Source organism: Staphylococcus sp. Z5-21, from assembly GCF_056529615.1.
In genome coordinates this window covers 1,249,498-1,269,515 of sequence record NZ_CP096462.1, presented here as the reverse complement: position 1 = coordinate 1,269,515, position 20,018 = coordinate 1,249,498, and the positions used below count along the sequence as shown (strand labels likewise).

The following is a 20,018-nucleotide window of genomic DNA, read 5'->3' as shown; positions in this document are numbered from 1 at the left end:
TCCTAAAAATTATATAATAAAAAAACAGGGTAGCCTAAACTACCCTGTTGTAATATTCCAGGAATGCGTTACAGTATTATCCTTTTGCCTGAGAGTTTCGTAAAAACTTGCACCTTCGGCGATGGACTAAAGTTAAGTTATATTAAGTATAACTACCATTCTCTCTAATACTGATCATTCGCAAACAATCGCTTCCATGATATCATTTTGTAAATCTGAAAGAGATTGACTACTATTTACTTTTATGAATGCGATTTCATTATATCTTGAAACCCTAGATGAATACAAGCTTTTTAATTCAAATAACGATTTATTATTTGCATTTGGTCTATTGCTGTCATTTTTAATTCTTTTGTAAAGAATTTCTATATCACAATCTAACCAGATTACTTTTGGCTGTTCTTTTAATATTCGGAATGATTCATCGCCTTCTATTATACCACCACCGGTTGAAATGATATCATAACGTTGAACACATTCTTGTAGATATTCATTTTCTAATTTTCTAAATCCTTGCTCACCAATGGCTTCGAAAATTTCAGGGATAGATTTATTTTCCTGTATTGCTATATGTTCATCTAAGTCAATATAGGAGAGTTGATTATTACTTGCTAGAAATTGACCCAAAGTTGTCTTACCTGTTCCCATAAATCCAATAAGTATGAGTGGTTCTATTTTATTATTCAAAACTAACTTCCTTTTTTATGTATGTGTTTATTTGATCTTTATAATACGATTCAATATTATCTAATGTTTTTAATTGTAATCCAATTTGAAATGTATAAATCGTAATTAAAGATAAATATAGCATAAATATGACTAGCATAAAAGGATACATATAAGCAGGATGATTAGAAAACAATTTTCTTTTCATAATAAATACCTTTCTCAAAAATTTTAAAATTAATTACTACAGATTTATCATTAATAATTTTGAACTTTGCACTAACAACATTATGTAATGTAGTAATGTTTCCTTTTCCATCTAACGTTTTAATTAATTTGTTATTTTTAAATTCATAAATGATGTTTCTCTGTTTATTTCTAATTACAATATGGTGTTCATCGGATTGATTTTTAAGAACATAAGCATTTTCTTTAATTAAATCTTGTGTCAAATCTCTTGAGAAAAATGCCAAGTCTACTTCTTGAGCATTCATAATTTGCTCATTGATGGTGCCTGTCGTTCTAATTAATGTGGGTAATATTGAAAAAATGAGTATAGTTATAAAAAGTGCAAACAAGACTTCTATATATGTAAAAGCTCTAAATTTATTTGAAGAAACATTTTTCATATGTTTCTCCCTTTTTGAAAATACAAATTTTGTCGTTACTCATTTTAACGCTATAATCTTCAATCATAATTCCACTTTTCAATTCCTGTCTTTTATAGTGGTAAAGTGAATTAAGTAATATTCTAGTTAGATCTATTTCATGGCTTTTGTGTTGAATATCCAACTTTAATTGCAATATCATAGGTATAAATAAGATACAAATCAGTGTGATAATTGAAAAAGATAAAAGACTATCCATCAATAACGAGGCATTAACATTAAATTTTCTCATATCTAATACGTCCTTTTTCAATATGAAATATGATTTTATAAAGATTTTTATTCGTTTTTAGGTAGACACTTCCAAATTTGTTTGTTTCTCCTTTTTTGTTAAATGTTATAAATTTCAAATTTGTTCTTGGATGTATAAAGCTATTTAAAGGGAGTATTATTGCTTTGGCCCTTTTATTAGAGGGGAATTGTTCATTAATAATAATTTTATTAGAGTAATCATTAAAGACCAGTGTAATTGATTGGTTATCTTTAATCGCTTTAGATTTAATATAGTTGAATTGCATAATTAAATTATTAATTTTACGCTGTTCTATTTTGTTATTATTAGTATCGAAAGCACTGATATTAGATAGTTGGAAATATAAGAGTAAACTAATAATACAGACCACAAAAAGCATTTCTATATAAGTAAATGCGCTTTTAATTTGCAACAGCTTCACCATTGTTAATAGTGATGGCTGCACCAGATTTACATGACTTTTGATTTTCTTTAATGTATCCTTCTGTAACTAAGTCTTCTATAGACGATGGCTTTTTATTAAACTTTAAAGCATACGCTTCAATTTGGCTATCAATCATTTTAAGTTGTGCCTCACATCCAGTATTTTGCAAGTGAGACGATTGTTTAGCTATATTGGGTATAATTAATATTAATAATAAGCTAATTATCAATAATACAAGTAACATTTCTATTAATGTAAAAGCTTTTCTATTAATTTTTAGTTTTTTCATAATTGATTTAACTTCCTCTATTCGTAATTATTTAATCGTTTGCATTAAATCAAACATAGGCAACATAATAACTAGATATAATGACACTATTAATATAGCAATTAAAGAGAAAACAATAGGTTGTATGAACTTTATGATTAAATGAATCAACTGTTCTATTTGAGACAGTATCATTTCACTATATAGTTTCATTTCTATCTCTAGCCTTCCTTTTTTCTCACCTTCTTCAACAAAAATAATCAAATTTTTTTCAAAACACTGTAAATGCTTTAATACTTCACTTAAATTTAATCCTTGTTGTATCCCTTTTGAAATTTCATTTGCTAAAAATATTAAATATTCATCTTGCTGTTTAGCGTATATTTCAACAATCTTTTGTAAAGTTATACCATTTTTATAGAATAAAGATAATTCAGAAGCTAAGCAAAATGTTTTATAATACTTGAAAAATTTCGAAATAATGGGTATTGATAAGAGGATTTTATGCTTTATTTCTATAGATGACTTTCTATATATGATGAAAATACCTAAAATGATTAGTATAAAAATTATTGAACTATATAGGAGATACGATGGGAGGTTTGTGATGAATAAAGATAGATAGAGTTGTAATGGGGAAATACTTACATCCATACTACTATATAAATTTTGAAACTCGGGGATGATTGTATGGTTTAAAATAATTAACATTATCAAAAAAACGATAAGTAACAACGCGGGGTATTGTATTGTTTTTAAAAAGCGTTGCTTCGATTTATAGTTTTTTACTAAATATTCATAAGCGTGTGGCAAAGTAATAGTTAAATCTCCAAATATTTCTGCAAAATTGATTAACGTTAAGATGGATTTAGGATAATTTAGTAACCTTAATATTTTTGCGCAGCCAGCACCATTATTTAATTCTGCTTCAATTTGCAACTTTAATTGGCGATTTTTAATGTTTGTATATTGAATTAAAAAAAGAAATGCTTCACTTAGCGTATAACCGCGGTCTAACAAATCTTTTAATTTTATCAATAACGTTATTTTGTTTTTTTCTGATAAATTGAAAATATTTTTAAATTTAAATATAGCGCTCCATAGTTTCCTCACAAATAACACCTGCTTTGGCTAATTGAGTTAATTGAGTAGACAAATTAGAAAATGAACTAGGTAATGTATAGTCATTGTCTATTAAATGATTTATTTGTGCTTTAGTAAGTTGTTCATATACAAGTTTTCTTTGATTATTATAAGTCGTAATTAGTCTTTGGTTTAAAACGGTTAATAAAGCTTGTTTCATTTCTTGCATCGTTAGTCCCATTTCTTTAAGCCTTAATAATGCGCCTTTACAGTTATTAGCGTGAATTGTTGTTAATACTAAATGACCACTTAGACTCGCATGCATTACTTGTTTAGCTATTATGGCATCTCTAATTTCACCAATCAAAATAATGTCAGGATCACATCTTAAAATCGCTTTAAAAGTATTTGCATAATTGATACCTGCTTTTTCATTAATCGATACTTGTGTAATTCCAGATACTAGCTGCTCCACTGGATCTTCAACTGTTATGATATTTAAATCTAACTGCTCTTTTGCATGCATGACCATTTGATACATTAAAGTGCTTTTTCCGGAACCAGTGGGTCCACTTAATAATATAAGCCCCTGTTTTTTATTCATTAATTTATATAATGTACCTAAATTACTTGTATCACTTCCTTTTTGAAAATACTGTGGAACAATTCTGATAACACAACTTTCTATTCCCAGAGATAAAGGTAGCGTGGATATTCTTAAAAAGTAAATTTGCTTGAATTTGTAAGTATATCTACCACTTTGAGCAACATTATGTTTAGACACATCTAAACCAGCTTGATATTTCATATAGGTTAATAATTTCAAATAAATATGTTGCTGTATGGATTCAATTGGTGCAAGCGTATCTTGAACTCTGAATTTAATATATATTTTGTCATTTGAAGGAATAAAGTGCACATCAGTGGCCTTTGTACTAATCGCTTTTTTAAGTATATTATTAAATAAAAGTTTCAAAAAATCCACCTCCTACTTATATACACGTAAGAGATGGATAAATTACTTCTAATCTACTTATAAAGTTTGCGTTAAATTGAAAGCTATTCACCCATGCAAATATGGGTTAAGTTGTTCATCTTCAACAGTTGTATATGGTCCATGTCCAGGGAATAATGGTAGGTCCTCTTCAAGCGTAAATAATTTATCAAGTATCGAATCTACTAAAGTTTCATAATCTCCTTTATATAAATCCGTTCTACCGATACCTTGTTTAAACAAGGTGTCTCCTACAACTGCAAAATCTTTAAATACAAAAGTTAAACTACCTGGTGAATGACCTGGCGTATGCAGGACATTGAAATCAAAGTTAACAATATTTGTCTGGCCTTCAGTTAATGATTGTGGTGTGACTGAACTAATAACTTGTGGAAGGCCATATTGTTTGAATTTTTCTGAACCGTTTTTTTGAGTATCTGTTAAAAAAGCAAATTCTGCTTTATGCATGTACACGGGTACTTGATACTTTTCTACAATAGCATCTAATGCACCTATATGGTCAAAATGTGCATGCGTTAATAAAATTGCAGATAATGGCTTATTAATTTGATTTAATTTTTTAATAATCAAGTCGCTATCACTTGCAGGATCAACTAAAAGTACATTTGTCTCATTTTCTATAAAATAAGCATTTGTATCGACCAATCCTAAAGTTAAACTTGATATTTTCATTATGCTTGCCCTCCATTATTCAAATGGTTTTCCACAGATTTTAGTTTATCATTCATTTTACGTGATTTATCTCTTCTATCATCAATTCTAATATTTGTACAAACACGATCTAATCCTTTGTCAAAAGGTAACTCATGAATTGCTTGCACAACTTCGAATAAATCTTTCAAGTCACCTTCAATTAAAGTATTCATAGGTGTCAGTTGATAATCTATTTTCCCTTGATTTTTATACTCTTTTAATTTCGTTTGTATTTCAGCAATATATTTACTTACACTTGGCCCTTCTGTACCAACTGGTATAACGACTACATCTACAATTGCCATTATTTTGCACCTTCCTTTTCAATTACATAAGTATATATTAAACCTGCAGCACCTGTAATGCCTGCATCATTGCCAAGTAGCGCTTGTACGATTTCAGTATCTTTCTGTGCTGGAGTGAAAGCTAAATTATGATATTCCGTTTTAATGTTTTCAATCAAAATAAGTCCCGCAGTTGACATACCACCACCTAAAACAATGTATTTAGGGTTACTCGTTACACTTAAAATACTACATAAATAAGCAATATAATTAGCAACGCGTTCTGTGATAAATATGCAGAATTGATCTCCTGCTTTCGCCGCATCAAAAACAGCTTTTGCAGTTACATTATTTTCTTTTATTAATTGGAGTATAGATGACTTAAAAGTTAATTTTGGATAATAAAAGTTAACAAGATTAACTACGCCTGTAGCAGATGCAACTGTTTCAATACAACCCGATTTACCACAATTACATTTAAAACGTTGGTCATGGTCTACTCGGAAATGACCAATTTCAGCTCCTGAACCATTGTTTCCATGTACGATTTCGCCATTCGAAATAATACCTCCGCCAAGTCCTGTGCCAAGTGTAATTGCAACTACATCATCAGCACCATTACCTGCACCTTTATGTTTCTCTCCTAGTGCAGCTACGTTAGCGTCATTATCAACATAAACTGGACAATCAACAAATTGTTTGAAAATATTCCTAACATTTACTGGTTCCGTCCAATATAAATTGACTGCACCGTTAACTTCACCCGTTTCAAAATTAACAGGACCAGGAACTCCTATACCAACACCGATAACATCAGAAAAAGTATAATCAGATTGATCAATATATGCGACAAAAGTATCATAAATATTTTTCAACAATTGATAACCCGTTGTATCTGATGTATCCGTGTTAATTGACCATTTTGAAATACGATTTAAATTTTCATCAAAACAACCTAATTTACAAGTTGTACCACCTATATCTGCTGCTAGTATGATTTTATTCATATATTACTTACTCCTTCTCTGACTAATGATTAATCTGCATTTTAAATATTCATCTTTTGATATAAGATTATAATCATATAAAGATTTTATCTCTTGTTCCATCATTTCATACATATCCACTTTATCTTTAAAGTATATAATAAAGCCGAATTTTTTTAAAAGTTGCTGAACATCGTAAAATGAATTAATTTTCTGAATCACTATTATCGCTCAATTCTTTATTTAAATTAATATAGTCTCTATTATTTGGATCAGCTTTTAATGCATTTTTGATATACTTTTTAGCTTTATCATTATTATCCAATGATCTATTTGCAATTGCGAGTTGGTAATTTAAGATACCTGAATTAGGGAAATATCGTAAGCCACGTTCCCAAGATGCGATGCCCTCAGCTTTAGAATTTTGTGTTGTTTTAATCAATCCACTTAAATAATATGTTTCATCATCTGCATAGCTTTTATTGATTGTACGTTGAACCATATTTTTCGCTTCATCATAATTACCTTGTTTCATTTCTTTAGTAATAATGCTGTTATAGATATTATCTTCCTTAATGGTGAAAATTCTAACCTGAGCAGCTAAAAATAAAACAAGAATAGTAATTAAAATAATCCAAAAACGTGTTTTATTCGTTTTGAAATAATATCCCATTAATGTAATCAATAATCCGCCAATAAATCCACCAATATGGGCCACGATATTTATATTTTGCATAAATAAAGATAAACCAATCATAATGACAAGTACAATTAATAATTGACCGATAAGCTTACGATTAAATTGTTTGCCTATATACATAAATGTGAAAATTGCACCAATAAGGCCAAAAATCGCACCGCTAGCACCTACCGAAACGGTATCAGTATTAAAAGATAAAGAAGCAAAGTTACCAAATAAACCAGCTACCAAATAGATAACGAACATACGCCAATGACCTACAATTGATTCAACTATTTTACCAAATATGAATAAACTCAACATATTCATTAATATATGTTCAAAATTATAATGTAAAAATATAGATATTATTAAACGATACCATTCACCATGAACAACATTAAAATGCACTAATCCACCAACATCTAAGAGCTTTAAATCTGAGAAACGATTTAAAAACAATACCATAAATAACCAAATCACAACATTTAATATGATTAAAGCATAGGTCACTGGTGAAAACTTCAACATGTGTTTTTCAATTGGATTCGTATTTAAAGCACGCTGTTTATAATACCCTTTTGTTTGCTTTGTATTTCTTTTATATAATTGTCTGATAAACACATTAGGGAGCAAGCGTTCCATATGATCTACTTCTCTAATTATCTTGACCTTAAATTTTACTGGATGATTTTCATTTAAATTTTCATCTGTAAAATGCTTATCAGTAAAAATAAACAATTCATAATTATTAGGTTCAAAACCTAGAAAAGTACTGATATCTTGCTGATTTTCTTGGATTCTGCTTTTATCAAATCTCACTTCTTGGGTTGAATTTGCTCCATATTTGAAAATAACGATACTACGCTTACGTTGATTCGCTAACCAAACTTCGTTAGTTTCTTGATTTTTATGTACAACATGATAATTTAGATATTTAATCCAAGTGTAAATACACTTCCAATAATGCTTTTCTGTAATCATTTTCCCCTCCATTATCTTGTTGTCGCTATGATTAGTTTTTCTACAGGTTGATCATGTGTTTCAACTTTAAAGTCACTTAATTGAAAATCATAAATTAAACTCATCGTTGGTTGATTATATGTACTGATAAATTTATCAAAGTAACCGCCACCATAACCAATTCTATAGCCACTATCATTAAAAGCTACCCCAGGAACAACTAATAAATCTAATTCATTGGATATTTCAGTCTTTGTATTTACATGATTCATCCCTTTAGCATCTTTACCAATATGCTTTAAATCGTCAATATGTTTAAAAGACATTTCACGCAATTGGTAATTTGTTTCAGGTACAAATACTTGTTTACCATCGTCTAGCATCTGTTGAATCAAAGTATATGTATTAACTTCGTGCGGCATGGATAATACAATACCTATACGAGAAGCAGTGCGGTATTCATCGGTATTAAAAAATTGATTAGCTAAAAACTGATCTGCTCGTTGTTTTTCCTGTTTGTTTAACATAAAAGATTTCATTAATTCAATATGTTTTTTTCTCAATAATTTTTTATCCATTTTGTACACCTTCCCGTAATTCATACTTTTATTATTATAACGTTAATGAATCATAATGTCATTAAACTGCAATTTGAATCACAATTTTTTTATAAGATTTAAGTTATGAAAATTTAAAATGTTAATTATAAATTGATTTATTCACTCATTTTAATAAACCACATAAAAATAACCAGATTCTAATAGAATCTGGTTTAAATAATATTAATTATTTTGTTTCACGGTGCATAGTGTGCTTATTATCACGTGCACAGTGTTTTTTCATTTCTATACGTTCAGGATTAGTACGTTTATTTTTTGTAGTGATGTAGTTTCTTTCTCCACATTCTGTACAAGCTAGAGTTACGTTTACGCGCATGCTAATTCCTCCTTACCTTTTCAAAATACGACTAATTAATCATACCATTTAGTTATAAAATTGAAAAGTATTATTTTTCAATAAAGGCGACTATACCAGTATTTTAAATAAAATTGATGCTAAAATATTAATCTTTTGACTTTTCTTTGAAATAGTAATTAATAACATCTCGTCCTAAATCGCCACCATTTAACCATGGCTCAGGTACTGGTTGGTTTGTATATACAATAGAAAATGCAAGCTGTGGATTTTTGATTGGCGCATAACCAATGTAAGTTGAATTAACTCTTGGTTCGCCATCTTGAAATACTTCCGCAGTTCCAGTTTTACCAGCTGATGGCACTTCTGTATCTTTGAAACTTTGATAACCAGTTCCATCTTTTTCGTTAAATGCCATTTTGAATCCTTCTTGTACTTCATTCACTTCATTTTGTGTATTATTAACTTTATTCAACACTTGACCTTTCACTTTTTCTTTAACTGGCCCAAGCGTTTCTTTGTTAGTCGCTTTTCTAATTTCTAAACCAACATGTGGTTGAACTCTATAACCATTATTACCGATTGTTGAAACGTATTGAGATAATTGCATAGGAGTGTAGGTATCATATTGTCCTATGGCTAAATCAAGGTAATTACCAGGATTGTCTGTTAATGGCTCAATTTGTCCGTTTGTTTCATTTGGTAAATCAATACCTGTTTTCACTCCTAAACCAACCTGATTTAAACCTTTACGCAATTTTTGTCCAGCACTCGTAATATCGGTTGGTAATGACATATTCGGAGTATAAGGTGATCCGGCTAATTTTAATGCTGTTTTGAACATATAAACGTTTGATGAATGCATGAGTGCTTCTTTATCGTCAATTCTTACTTTACCATCTTGGTTGAAATAAGAATGTTTTGTTAAACCACCAGCGAATTTAAGCGGCTCATCAATCATTTCTTCTCCAACTTTAATTGCATTATTTTGATAGCCAGCAAGTAGCGTGCCGCCTTTTACTGAGGAACCAACTGCATATTGAGAAGTAAATGTTCCAATATCATAATCTGTTAAATCACCATTTTTATCTATTTGCTTACCTGCCATTGCTAAGATATCACCATTATTTGGGTTTTGCACAACAATTAATGCATTGTCCATATCTTTAGCGCCTTCACTACGCAATTTTGAGATTTGCTTTTCTAAATATTCTTCAGTTTTCTTCTGTAAATCTACATCAATACTTAATACAAGATCATCGCCACGTGAACCTGGATTAATTACTTTAGAGTCTATAACTTCACCTGATTTATCAGTGGTATATTTCATTTCTTTTTTCTTACCTTTTAAAATATCATCATATTGATATTCTAAATATGATTTACCTACACGATCGTTTCGAGAATACCCTTTGGCTAAATACTGCTCAGTCAATTCTTTTGGAATACCTTCTTCAGTCGTAGAAACGTCACCGAAAATGCCTCTTAACGTATCACCATATGGATATTTTCTATCCCAATCCATAGTCGTATTTACACCCGGCATATCAGATAATTTTTGCGAAACGGCTGCATACTCTTCATCACTTACATCTTCATTTTTAATTGTTTGTGGATCAAGTGCAGAACCAGACATCATTTCTCTATAAATAGCAAGGATTTGTAAATCTTTATCATTTAGTGAGTTAATTTGATTTTTACCTACTTTTTTATATAAAGCATCATCATATTCATCTTGGGTAATATTACCGTCATCTAACAATACTTGCTCGTTTTTCATTAAACTTTTAGCTTTATTTGGATGAAGTTGTATCCAATAATCTTGTTTATCACGATCAGTAATTTTATCTGTATCCATTTTAATAAGTTTTGATAATTTTTCAGCAGTTTTCAATACTTCTGATTGTGAAGTTTTTCTTCCTCTTGCATATGTAATCGCTTTTTTAGAAGCATTGTCGACAAGGACTTTGCCATTCCTATCTAGAATACGACCTCTAGGAACAGCTTCGTTAACTGTCAGGTTTTCACTATTTTTAATAAGTTGCTTATAATGAGAACCTTGTGCAATTTGTAAATATCCTAATCTTAAAACAATTATCGCAAAAATGAATACAATGATTCCAAATATAAAGCTAATTCTTTTATTCATCGTATTTCTAATTTTTTCATCATTTGATTTTTCTTTTAATCTTTTTAGCAAAACAGCATACCTCTATTCAATAGTTCTCACTACAAATGATATATGAAATCAGTCAATATTTCTATTATTTTAGTTAAAAAAAATGACGACCTTTGAAAAGGCCGTCATAATCGTACGCGCAATTATTTTGCAGCGTTATATAATTCGTCAACTTTTTCCCAATTAACAACATTCCAGAAAGCACTAATATAGTCTGGACGTTTATTTTGGTATTTAAGGTAATATGCGTGTTCCCAAACATCTAATCCTAAGATTGGTGTTTTACCTTCAGTTAATGGGTTATCTTGGTTAGGTGTTGTAACGATTTCTAAGTTACCGTTATTCACAACTAGCCATGCCCAACCTGAACCGAAACGAGCTGCTGCTTTGTCAGCAAATTCTTCTTTAAATGCATCTAAAGAGCCCCATTGTTCTTTAATTTTATCAACAACAGTACCTTTTTCTTCTGAGTTTGGAGTTAATAATTCCCAGAATAGTGAGTGGTTTAAGTGTCCACCACCATTATTTCGAACAGCTGTTTGAATATTTTCTGGAACACTGTCTAAGTTTGCAACAATTTCTTCGATTGATTTAGATTCTAAATCAGTTCCTTCTACTGCTGCATTTAATTTAGTTACATAAGTGTTATGGTGTTTGTCATGGTGAATTTCCATTGTTTGTTTATCAATGTGTGGTTCCAATGCATCAAAACCATAAGGTAAATTTGGTAATTCAAAAGCCATAAATAATCATCCTCCTAATTAATCTTTAAATAAAGCATAACAATTATTAATGATGACAACAATTAATATGCTTAAACATTAATTGTAATGTCATAATATAGTATTTGTTATCTTTAGTTACTTTATTAGTATATCTCAAAAACAGCTTATTTAAACATGTTTAGCAAACAATTTTAAAAATTCACTTTAATTCATACTAATGACCTATGTTTAAAAAGAGATAAGCTTGTAGAAAGAATGAATTTTTCACGTTTTACAATAAATCAATTACTCATATATTATGCTTTTTGGCACGATTCGCATATGCCATAAACTTCTAATTTATGTGTGTGAATATCTACTTTTGGTAAAAATGCTTTAATTTGATCAATTGGACAAAAATCTATTACTTTTGTATCGCCACAGGATTCACAAATAAAGTGATGGTGATGATGATCAGTACATGCAATTCTGAATTTCATTTCTCCATCTAGTTCAGTACCTTCTACAATACCTAAATCTTTAAATAAATGTAAGTTTCTATAAATTGTATCGAATGAAATGCCAGGGTAATTTTTGTCCATTTTTTGTTGTATTATTTTTGCATTGATGTATTTATCTTCTTCTACAAAAATATCAATCATTTCACGTCTTTTATTTGTATATTTGTGTCCATGATTTTTAATAATGCCAATAGCTTCTTCAGTCTTCATCTTTAGCAACTCCTTTAATCGATTTTACTTTTAATCTTTGATACATCATCGTTATTGCTAAAATAAGTACAAGTAGTACTACTATTACACCGCCAGGAGATATATTCATATAAAATGCTAGAACAAGTCCAGCGATAACAGAAAACTCTCCAATAATCACGCTCAATATAATTAATTGTTTAAATCCTTTAGTTATTCGCATTGAAACTGCTACTGGTAACGTAATTAAAGCACTTACCAATAATATGCCTACAACACGCATAGAAGCAGAAATTACCATTGCAACGATAATTATAAATAAAAATTGTATCCATTTTGGAATTCCAATTACTTTACTATATTCCTCATCGAACGATAATATAAATAGTTCTTTATAAAATGAGAAAATAAATATGAGTACGATAACTACAATCACGATAATAGTTGATAAATCACTTAATGTAACAGCACTGATTGAACCAAATAATAGCCCAACTATTTCTTGGTTAAATCCATCAGCGAGTGATATAAAGATAGCACTTAATGCAATACCTGCGCTCATGATGATAGGAATCGCAATTTCCTGATAATTACTATAAGATGTTCTTAAATTCTCTATAAGTAAAGCGCCTATAATAGCAAATAAAATACCAAACCACATTGGGTTAATAAATACAAATGCAGGTATCACCGTTATAATGAACATGCCAAAGGAAATACCTCCCAGTGTAACATGACTGAGTGCATCGGCAATGAGTGACAATCTTCTAACAACGATAAAAGCACCAATAAGTGGTGCAATGAAACCAATTAATATACCACTGATAAGTGAATATCTCATAAAATCAAAATTCAGTAGGGCTTCTATCATGATGAACAACACTCCCTACTATGTTGATGATCAACAAATTGTATTGGATGACCATAAATTTTTGAAATTTCTACTTCGTCTAGAGATTTAAATGCTTCTGTTGTTCCATGGAAATGTATATGTTTATTGAGACATGCAACCTCTGTAGCTGTATCGGCAACCACACCAATATCATGCGTTACTAGTATAATTGTTACGCCTTCATTTTTGAGTCTTTCCAACGTTTCATAAAATTCACTAACATGTTTTGCATCAATACCACTTGTCGGTTCATCTAAAATTAATACCGAAGGCTCACTTATAAGTGCTCTAGCTATTAACACGCGTTGTTGTTGACCTCCGGATAATTCAGCAATGTTTTTATCTATTAAATGTTTTATATTCAGTCTTTTTAATACAATTTTTACTTTTCTCTCATCTTTTTTATTGAACCATTGAAACAGTCTTTTACGTTTAGTTAGACCACTTATCACAACTTCTTTAACACTTGCAGGGAACCCCGCTTTAAAGGCTTGTGCTTTTTGTGAGACGTAACTTATTTTTAACAATGATTGTTTGCCATTATAATCTTTTCCATCCACATATATTTGACCTTTTTGGATGGGTAATAACCCTAGGATAATTTTCAATAGTGTTGATTTTCCAGCACCATTGGGTCCTACAATTGCAACAAACTCTCCTCGATTAATTTTTATATTTATATTTTCAAGTACTTGTTTGTTATCAAAATAATAATCAATATTTTTTAATTCGAATACTGGTGTAGTCATGTTTTCACCTCATTCCATACTATACAACGTCCAATCCAATATGTAAATAGTAATGTTTCCGAATTAACAAAAAAAGAGTAAGCACAAGTACCCTATTTTATATCTAGGATACTTACGCTTACTCAATTCAATATATTAATTTAATTTTAAACAAACATTATTGTTGTAATATTTTATTTTTTAAATCTTCATCAAATTTTTGCTGTTTTAACATTTCAATTTCTAATTTATATGGTGGTTTTTTATTTTTTTTATCTTCACCTACATAAGGTGTTTCTAATATCTTAGGTATATCTTTAAATGTATCATGATGTACGACATAATTTAATGCATCAAAGCCAATATATCCAAAACCGATATTATCGTGTCTATCTTTATGTGCACCAATATCATTTTTACTATCATTGACGTGTACTACTTTAATTCTATCTACACCGATAATTTTATCAAATTCATTTAGTACACCATCAAAATCTTCTTTAACATTATAGCCAGCATCATGTGTATGACATGTGTCGAAACAAACCGATAAACGATCATTATGGTTTACACCATCTATAATTCTTGCTAGCTCTTCAAAGTTTCTACCTACTTCAGAACCTTTTCCAGCCATCGTTTCTAATGCAATTCTTACATTATTATCGTTCGTTAAAACTTCGTTTAAACCTTCTATAATTTTTTTAATACCAGCATCTGTACCTTCTCCTACATGAGAGCCTGGGTGTAAAACAATATCTTGTGCACCAAGTGCTTGTGTTCTTTCGATTTCACTTTGAAGAAACTCTACCCCCAATTCAAAGACATGGGGTTTAACAGTATTTGCGATATTTATAATATAAGGTGCGTGAACAACAATATTGGAAAGACCATGTGCTTTCATTATCTCATGACCTTTTTCAATATTTAATTCTTCGATAGGTTTTCTTCTAGTATTTTGAGGTGCACCCGTGTAAATCATAAAAGTAGATTCGCCAAATTTATGTGCTTCTTCAGCTGAACCTTCTAACATTTTTTTACCATTCATAGATACATGTGATCCTAATAACATAAAATTCACCTATCCTTTTCTATTTTTTCTATCTTGACGACTTTTCTGTTTACTAAATTGTTTACGTTCCTTACGTTTTAAATCATCTAAATCTCTTTTGAATTTTTTCTTATAGCCTGGCTTTACTTTTTTCTTATTCGTTTTAACTTTATATTTCAATTGATTTGTTAAGTGATCGTCTTTATTTTTACGCGTTTGTCGCATATTATGCGCTTTTATTGGTTTTAATTCATCGTCTTTGATATCTACATTTTCGAATTTATAACCTCTTTGCTCAATTAATGCAATATTATGCTCTTCATCAGGACTGTACAATGTAATTGCTACACCTTTGTATTGACCACGTCCTGTACGTCCAACTCTATGTGTAAAGAAATCAATATCATTAGGCACATCGAAGTTAATTACATGGCTTACACCGTCAATATCTATACCACGTGAAGCTAAATCACTTGCAATCACAAATTGGAATTCTAAATTTCTAATTCTTTTCATTTGTTGTTTACGTTCTCTAGGTGTAAGACCACCGTGAATCATCCCTAATTTTAAACCAGCAGCATTTAATTGTTTTGCTAATTCATCTGCACTATCTCTACTGTTACAGAATATAATACATAAATATGGATTTAATATATCGATCAGTTTTAGTGTTTTTTCTATTTTTGCTTCACCTTTTGTAGGTATTAAATAAAATTCGATATTTTTCTTATTTTTTTCTGTGTTTTCAATTTCTACAAATTCTGGATTTTCTAGATATTTATTTAAAAATGGGTGCAATGACTTAGGAATAGTTGCACTAAATACTGCAATATGTGCATTTTCATCTAGTCTTGTTGCTACGTAATCCACTTCATCTATTAGTCCTAAATCAATCATTAAATCTGCTTCATCAATCACCAAATAAGAAGCTAAGTGTACATGTAAATCCCCATGTTTAGCTAAATCGTTAATTCGAGTTGGTGTGCCTATGATAAGTTGCGGTTGGTTCTTAACTCGGCTACGATCTTTTTCGATATCTGTGCCGCCAATGAAGAGTTTTACAGATACGTCTTCTTTGAATCTTGTTAAATGACTTGCTACATCAAATAGTTGTTGTGCTAGTTCACGTGTTGGTGCAACAACTATTGCTTGTGGTTCTTTATAGTCTGTATCGATTGAATTTAATAATGGTAATAAAAACGCATGTGATTTTCCTGTGCCTGTTTGTGATTGACCAATTAAATTCACTTGTTTAATTATCTTTGGTATGACACGTGTCTGTATTTCAGTTGGTTGATTAAAATTCAAATCTTTCACAGCATCTATAAGACCTGCTTCTAAATTAAATTTTTCAAATGGGTGATTTGCCATGTCTTGGCCTCCTTAAATCTTCATCTTGTCTATTATAAAGCAAAACACTATAATTTTGAACTAAATTATTGATTTGGAATCTGACTTTGAACCTTTAAGTAGTCTTTGTAGAGAAATATGCACCTTATCAAAATAATTTCGCAGAACAATCTTACTTTTTACTCTACAGCATTTAAAATGGTTGAGATACTTATTTATATCTCAACCACTTATTAACTTATTTAGTGTATCTACCATAAAAAAGTATCCCTAATAATTCATATAGTATTTTACTATTTGTTGTTTCTATTGATTTAGGCATATTTTAGTTTAAGATAACCTATAAATTTTTAAAATTTTAATTATAGATAGTTGAAGGGATCTGTATTAAGTTTTGACGCTATAATTTTAAAATCTTCTGTTTCATTATTTAACCAATCTACTAATAACTCACATAAACCTTCTTTCATTACATATTCGCTGTAATGATTAATATCTAATAGATTCATACCTGCGATTTTTGCATCTAAAGCATCATGGTGTTTTATGTCTCCTGTTACAAATATATCTGCACCTTTATTTATAGCGTCAAATTCAAATCCAATACCTGAACCACCAATAATTGCTACTGTTTTAATGTCTGCATCTAAATTACCTGTAAATCTAACACTAGGCATTTTCAAATTCGTTTTCACATGGTTTACAAATGCCATTGTATTCATCGTTTCTTCTAATTCACCAAGCATTCCCAAGCCATAATCTGCTTCTTTTTGTAATTCTATAAAATCAAATACAGGTGTTTCATATGGATGGTGTTGCATTATAAGTTGTTGAGCTAGTTGTTTCTGATTATAATCAATCATAAATTCTAATTTATATTCTTCAACAGATGAAATTTGGTCTAATTCACCAATGTGCGGATTGGCACCCTCAATCGGTTTGAATTGTCCATTTCCTGGGGTTTCAAAGAAACAATATTGATAATCCCCTTCTTCTGCTAATCCTGCTTCACTTAATTTATTTTTAAAGTCTATTAAATTTTCTTTAGGAATAAAGACTTGAACTTTATAATAGGAGCGTAACTCAGGATTTAAAATACGTTGATGATTTAACTTAAGTTTATTGGCAAGCATTGCATTAACACCTTTAGGGTAAACATCTAAATTTGTATGTAGTGCAATGACATTTATATCATGTTTAATTAATTTTCTTAAAATTGCACCATAACCATCATCTTGTGTTATTTGTTTGATTCCTTTGAAAATAAGTGGATGGTGGCAAATAATGGTATTACAGTGATTTTTTAATGCGTCATCTACTACTTCTTCCGTACAATCAAGTGCAGTCATAATGCCAGAAATCGTTGCGCTTTTATTGCCAATTAACAATCCTACATTATCCCAAGATTCAGCAGAAGCAAATGGAACATGCTTATTAATGATATTCAGTAAATTTTCTATGTTCATTTAAATCACCTCATTAATTAAATTAATATCCTCATCAATTTCTCTTAAACGTTCTGTATGTACATTTGGATTCAAATTACTTTTTATTTTTAACAATGCGTCATGTTCGCGTTTCCATTTTTTATAAAATAATGGGGTTTTATTTTGGAGTAATTTTGGGCCAAATTTTATTTCTTGTTCAGTCATAGGTTCACAATGATTATTATAATCAGCAACAAGTATTTCATAGATGTGACCTTTTTCTTCCAAAATTTCTTCTGCGATTATAGTGTAGTTTAACTTTAATAGTTGCTCACGTATTGCGCTAGATTGAATATTACTTTGTAATATCAGTCTAGGTTTGTTTTCTAATTTTTCAGTGCCTTCATTTAATATTTTAGCGATTAATGGACCACCCATGCCACAAATTGATACAGAAGTGACATGGTCTTCGGGTCTTATAACAGTTAAGCCATCTCCGAGCCTAACATCAATTTCATGACTCAGTTTATAATCTCGTACATTGCGAATAGACGCATCAAATGGTCCTTTAATCACTTCCCCAGCAATTGCAAAATCAATTAAATGATTTTCAATGGCATAAATTGGTAGGTATGCGTGATCTGATCCAATGTCAGCTAAACAATTACCTTGAATAAAAGTACTTACTTTTTTTAATCTCTGATTTAATGGAATCATATTGTTACTCCTCTGATATATGTAAAAAAGGAGCGGGATTGAAATCTAAAAATGTAATTAGATTTCGTATGCCCGCCCCCTACAAAGATAAATTGATTTCAAAATACTTAGCGTGAGTGAATTTAGAAATCAGTCAGTCATTGCTTTAACAATTTATACACAATAACGTGTGGTTTCCAATTTATGTTTATATTACTTGTTAGTCCATAAAGTCTTTTAGACGTTTACTTCTGCTTGGGTGTCTTAGTTTTCTAAGCGCTTTTGCTTCTATTTGACGAATACGTTCTCTAGTAACGCCAAATACTTTACCTACTTCTTCTAATGTGCGCGTACGTCCATCATCCAAACCAAAACGTAAGCGTAGTACATTTTCTTCACGGTCCGTCAATGTATCTAAGACATCTTCTAATTGTTCTTTTAACAATTCATAGGCCGCATGATCAGAAGGACTTTGAGCCTCTTGGTCCTCAATAAAATCACCTAAATGACTATCATCTTCTTCACCAATTGGTGTTTCAAGTGATACAGGTTCTTGAGCAATTTTTAAGATTTCTCTTACTTTTTCTGGTGGTAAATCCATTTCTTCCCCTATTTCTTCAGGTGCAGGATCTCTACCTAAATCTTGTAATAATTGTCTTTGAACACGAATTAATTTGTTAATTGTTTCTACCATGTGTACTGGTATACGAATTGTACGTGCTTGGTCAGCAATCGCACGAGTGATTGCTTGACGAATCCACCAAGTTGCATAAGTTGAAAATTTAAATCCTTTATTAAAATCGAACTTTTCTACTGCTTTGATTAAACCCATATTACCTTCTTGAATAAGGTCAAGGAAAAGCATGCCACGACCTACATATCTTTTAGCAATACTTACTACAAGTCGTAAATTGGCTTCAGCTAATCGAGATTTCGCAACTTCATCGCCCTGCTCAATTTTTTTCGCCAATTCAATTTCTTCTTGAGCGTTTAATAAATTTACTCGTCCGATTTCTTTTAAATACATACGCACTGGATCATTTATTTTTACGCCTGGAGGTGCACTTAAATCATTTGGATTTAATTTAAAATCTTTATCTGAACTATCTTTTTCATTAACTAAACTTATGTCATTATCAGTTAATTGATCAAATAATTCGTCCATTTGATCAGAATCCATTTCGAAATTTTGCAGTTTTTCTGCAATTTCTTCATGACTAAGGTGCCCTTCTTTTTTACCTTTTTCAATTAATTGTTTTTTTACATCTTCTAAAGTTAGAGATGGATCAATCGTTTGTTTTTTAACTTTAACGTTATTTCCAGACATGAAATGGCCTCCCGAATATAATATCAAATTGATATCAAAATATTTTATAGATAAAATTAG

Annotated in this window: 23 protein-coding genes and 1 riboswitch; all 23 genes read right to left on the bottom strand. The window is 30.2% G+C overall.

Annotated features, from left to right (window positions below):
• Positions 1–66: 66 nt before the first annotated feature.
• Positions 67–178, bottom strand: a riboswitch (glycine riboswitch).
• Complete coding sequence (locus M1D64_RS06305) at positions 175–648, bottom strand: shikimate kinase (protein WP_002483192.1); 474 nt, start codon at positions 646–648, stop codon at positions 175–177. (Overlaps the previous riboswitch by 4 nt.)
• A 203-nt stretch (positions 649–851) precedes the next feature.
• Complete coding sequence (gene comGF, locus M1D64_RS06300; RefSeq protein ID WP_002483191.1) at positions 852–1,295, bottom strand: competence type IV pilus minor pilin ComGF; 444 nt, start codon at positions 1,293–1,295, stop codon at positions 852–854.
• Between the two features lie 257 nt (positions 1,296–1,552).
• A complete protein-coding gene (comGD, locus tag M1D64_RS06295) occupies positions 1,553–2,011 on the bottom strand; it encodes a competence type IV pilus minor pilin ComGD (protein WP_228482879.1) in 459 nt (152 codons plus the stop codon).
• A complete protein-coding gene (comGC, locus tag M1D64_RS06290; RefSeq protein ID WP_037538386.1) occupies positions 1,989–2,300 on the bottom strand; it encodes a competence type IV pilus major pilin ComGC in 312 nt (103 codons plus the stop codon). The genes comGD and comGC overlap by 23 nt, the downstream gene beginning before the upstream one ends.
• A 27-nt stretch (positions 2,301–2,327) precedes the next feature.
• On the bottom strand, positions 2,328–3,392 hold the full coding sequence (gene comGB, locus M1D64_RS06285; protein WP_041080625.1) for a competence type IV pilus assembly protein ComGB: 1,065 nt from the start codon (positions 3,390–3,392) through the stop codon (positions 2,328–2,330).
• Positions 3,364–4,338: a competence type IV pilus ATPase ComGA gene (comGA, locus tag M1D64_RS06280; protein WP_011303021.1), complete on the bottom strand. Its 975-nt coding sequence runs from the start codon at positions 4,336–4,338 to the stop codon at positions 3,364–3,366. The genes comGB and comGA overlap by 29 nt, the downstream gene beginning before the upstream one ends.
• 87 nt (positions 4,339–4,425) lie before the next feature.
• The gene (locus M1D64_RS06275; RefSeq protein ID WP_145437538.1) at positions 4,426–5,049 is read right to left on the bottom strand and encodes an MBL fold metallo-hydrolase; all 624 of its coding nucleotides are present in this window, start codon (positions 5,047–5,049) and stop codon (positions 4,426–4,428) included.
• Positions 5,049–5,375: an MTH1187 family thiamine-binding protein gene (locus M1D64_RS06270; protein ID WP_002483185.1), complete on the bottom strand. Its 327-nt coding sequence runs from the start codon at positions 5,373–5,375 to the stop codon at positions 5,049–5,051. The genes M1D64_RS06275 and M1D64_RS06270 overlap by 1 nt, the downstream gene beginning before the upstream one ends.
• On the bottom strand, positions 5,375–6,361 hold the full coding sequence (locus M1D64_RS06265) for a glucokinase (protein WP_480977566.1): 987 nt from the start codon (positions 6,359–6,361) through the stop codon (positions 5,375–5,377). The genes M1D64_RS06270 and M1D64_RS06265 overlap by 1 nt, the downstream gene beginning before the upstream one ends.
• Positions 6,362–6,364: 3 nt before the next feature.
• A complete protein-coding gene (locus M1D64_RS06260; RefSeq protein WP_041080619.1) occupies positions 6,365–6,562 on the bottom strand; it encodes a YqgQ family protein in 198 nt (65 codons plus the stop codon).
• Positions 6,546–8,003: a rhomboid family intramembrane serine protease gene (locus tag M1D64_RS06255; RefSeq protein WP_069822015.1), complete on the bottom strand. Its 1,458-nt coding sequence runs from the start codon at positions 8,001–8,003 to the stop codon at positions 6,546–6,548. The genes M1D64_RS06260 and M1D64_RS06255 overlap by 17 nt, the downstream gene beginning before the upstream one ends.
• An 11-nt stretch (positions 8,004–8,014) precedes the next feature.
• Entirely contained in the window at positions 8,015–8,560 is a 546-nt protein-coding gene (locus M1D64_RS06250; RefSeq protein ID WP_041080616.1) for a 5-formyltetrahydrofolate cyclo-ligase, read from the bottom strand.
• Positions 8,561–8,768: 208 nt separating this feature from the next.
• Positions 8,769–8,918, bottom strand: coding sequence for a 50S ribosomal protein L33 (gene rpmG, locus M1D64_RS06245; protein WP_002483181.1), 150 nt, complete (start codon positions 8,916–8,918; stop codon positions 8,769–8,771).
• 127 nt (positions 8,919–9,045) lie between these two features.
• Positions 9,046–11,097: a peptidoglycan D,D-transpeptidase FtsI family protein gene (locus tag M1D64_RS06240; RefSeq protein WP_041080611.1), complete on the bottom strand. Its 2,052-nt coding sequence runs from the start codon at positions 11,095–11,097 to the stop codon at positions 9,046–9,048.
• A gap of 122 nt (positions 11,098–11,219) precedes the next feature.
• The gene (locus tag M1D64_RS06235; protein WP_011303014.1) at positions 11,220–11,819 is read right to left on the bottom strand and encodes a superoxide dismutase; all 600 of its coding nucleotides are present in this window, start codon (positions 11,817–11,819) and stop codon (positions 11,220–11,222) included.
• A 278-nt stretch (positions 11,820–12,097) separates the two neighbouring features.
• Complete coding sequence (locus M1D64_RS06230; protein ID WP_002483178.1) at positions 12,098–12,511, bottom strand: Fur family transcriptional regulator; 414 nt, start codon at positions 12,509–12,511, stop codon at positions 12,098–12,100.
• Positions 12,501–13,361: a metal ABC transporter permease gene (locus M1D64_RS06225; protein ID WP_041080610.1), complete on the bottom strand. Its 861-nt coding sequence runs from the start codon at positions 13,359–13,361 to the stop codon at positions 12,501–12,503. Before M1D64_RS06225 ends, M1D64_RS06230 begins: the two co-directional genes overlap by 11 nt.
• Positions 13,358–14,131 (bottom strand): metal ABC transporter ATP-binding protein, encoded by a 774-nt coding sequence (locus M1D64_RS06220; RefSeq protein ID WP_126424465.1) that lies wholly within the window; start codon positions 14,129–14,131, stop codon positions 13,358–13,360. The genes M1D64_RS06225 and M1D64_RS06220 overlap by 4 nt, the downstream gene beginning before the upstream one ends.
• Positions 14,132–14,288: 157 nt before the next feature.
• Positions 14,289–15,179 (bottom strand): deoxyribonuclease IV, encoded by an 891-nt coding sequence (locus M1D64_RS06215; protein WP_480977565.1) that lies wholly within the window; start codon positions 15,177–15,179, stop codon positions 14,289–14,291.
• A 9-nt stretch (positions 15,180–15,188) separates the two neighbouring features.
• Positions 15,189–16,529 (bottom strand): DEAD/DEAH box helicase, encoded by a 1,341-nt coding sequence (locus M1D64_RS06210; protein WP_011303010.1) that lies wholly within the window; start codon positions 16,527–16,529, stop codon positions 15,189–15,191.
• 341 nt (positions 16,530–16,870) lie between these two features.
• Positions 16,871–17,974, bottom strand: coding sequence for a Nif3-like dinuclear metal center hexameric protein (locus M1D64_RS06205; RefSeq protein ID WP_011303009.1), 1,104 nt, complete (start codon positions 17,972–17,974; stop codon positions 16,871–16,873).
• A complete protein-coding gene (locus M1D64_RS06200; RefSeq protein WP_326005829.1) occupies positions 17,975–18,652 on the bottom strand; it encodes a tRNA (adenine(22)-N(1))-methyltransferase in 678 nt (225 codons plus the stop codon).
• A 199-nt stretch (positions 18,653–18,851) separates the two neighbouring features.
• A complete protein-coding gene (rpoD, locus tag M1D64_RS06195) occupies positions 18,852–19,958 on the bottom strand; it encodes an RNA polymerase sigma factor RpoD (RefSeq protein WP_002483171.1) in 1,107 nt (368 codons plus the stop codon).
• Between the last annotated feature and the right edge of the window lie 60 nt (positions 19,959–20,018).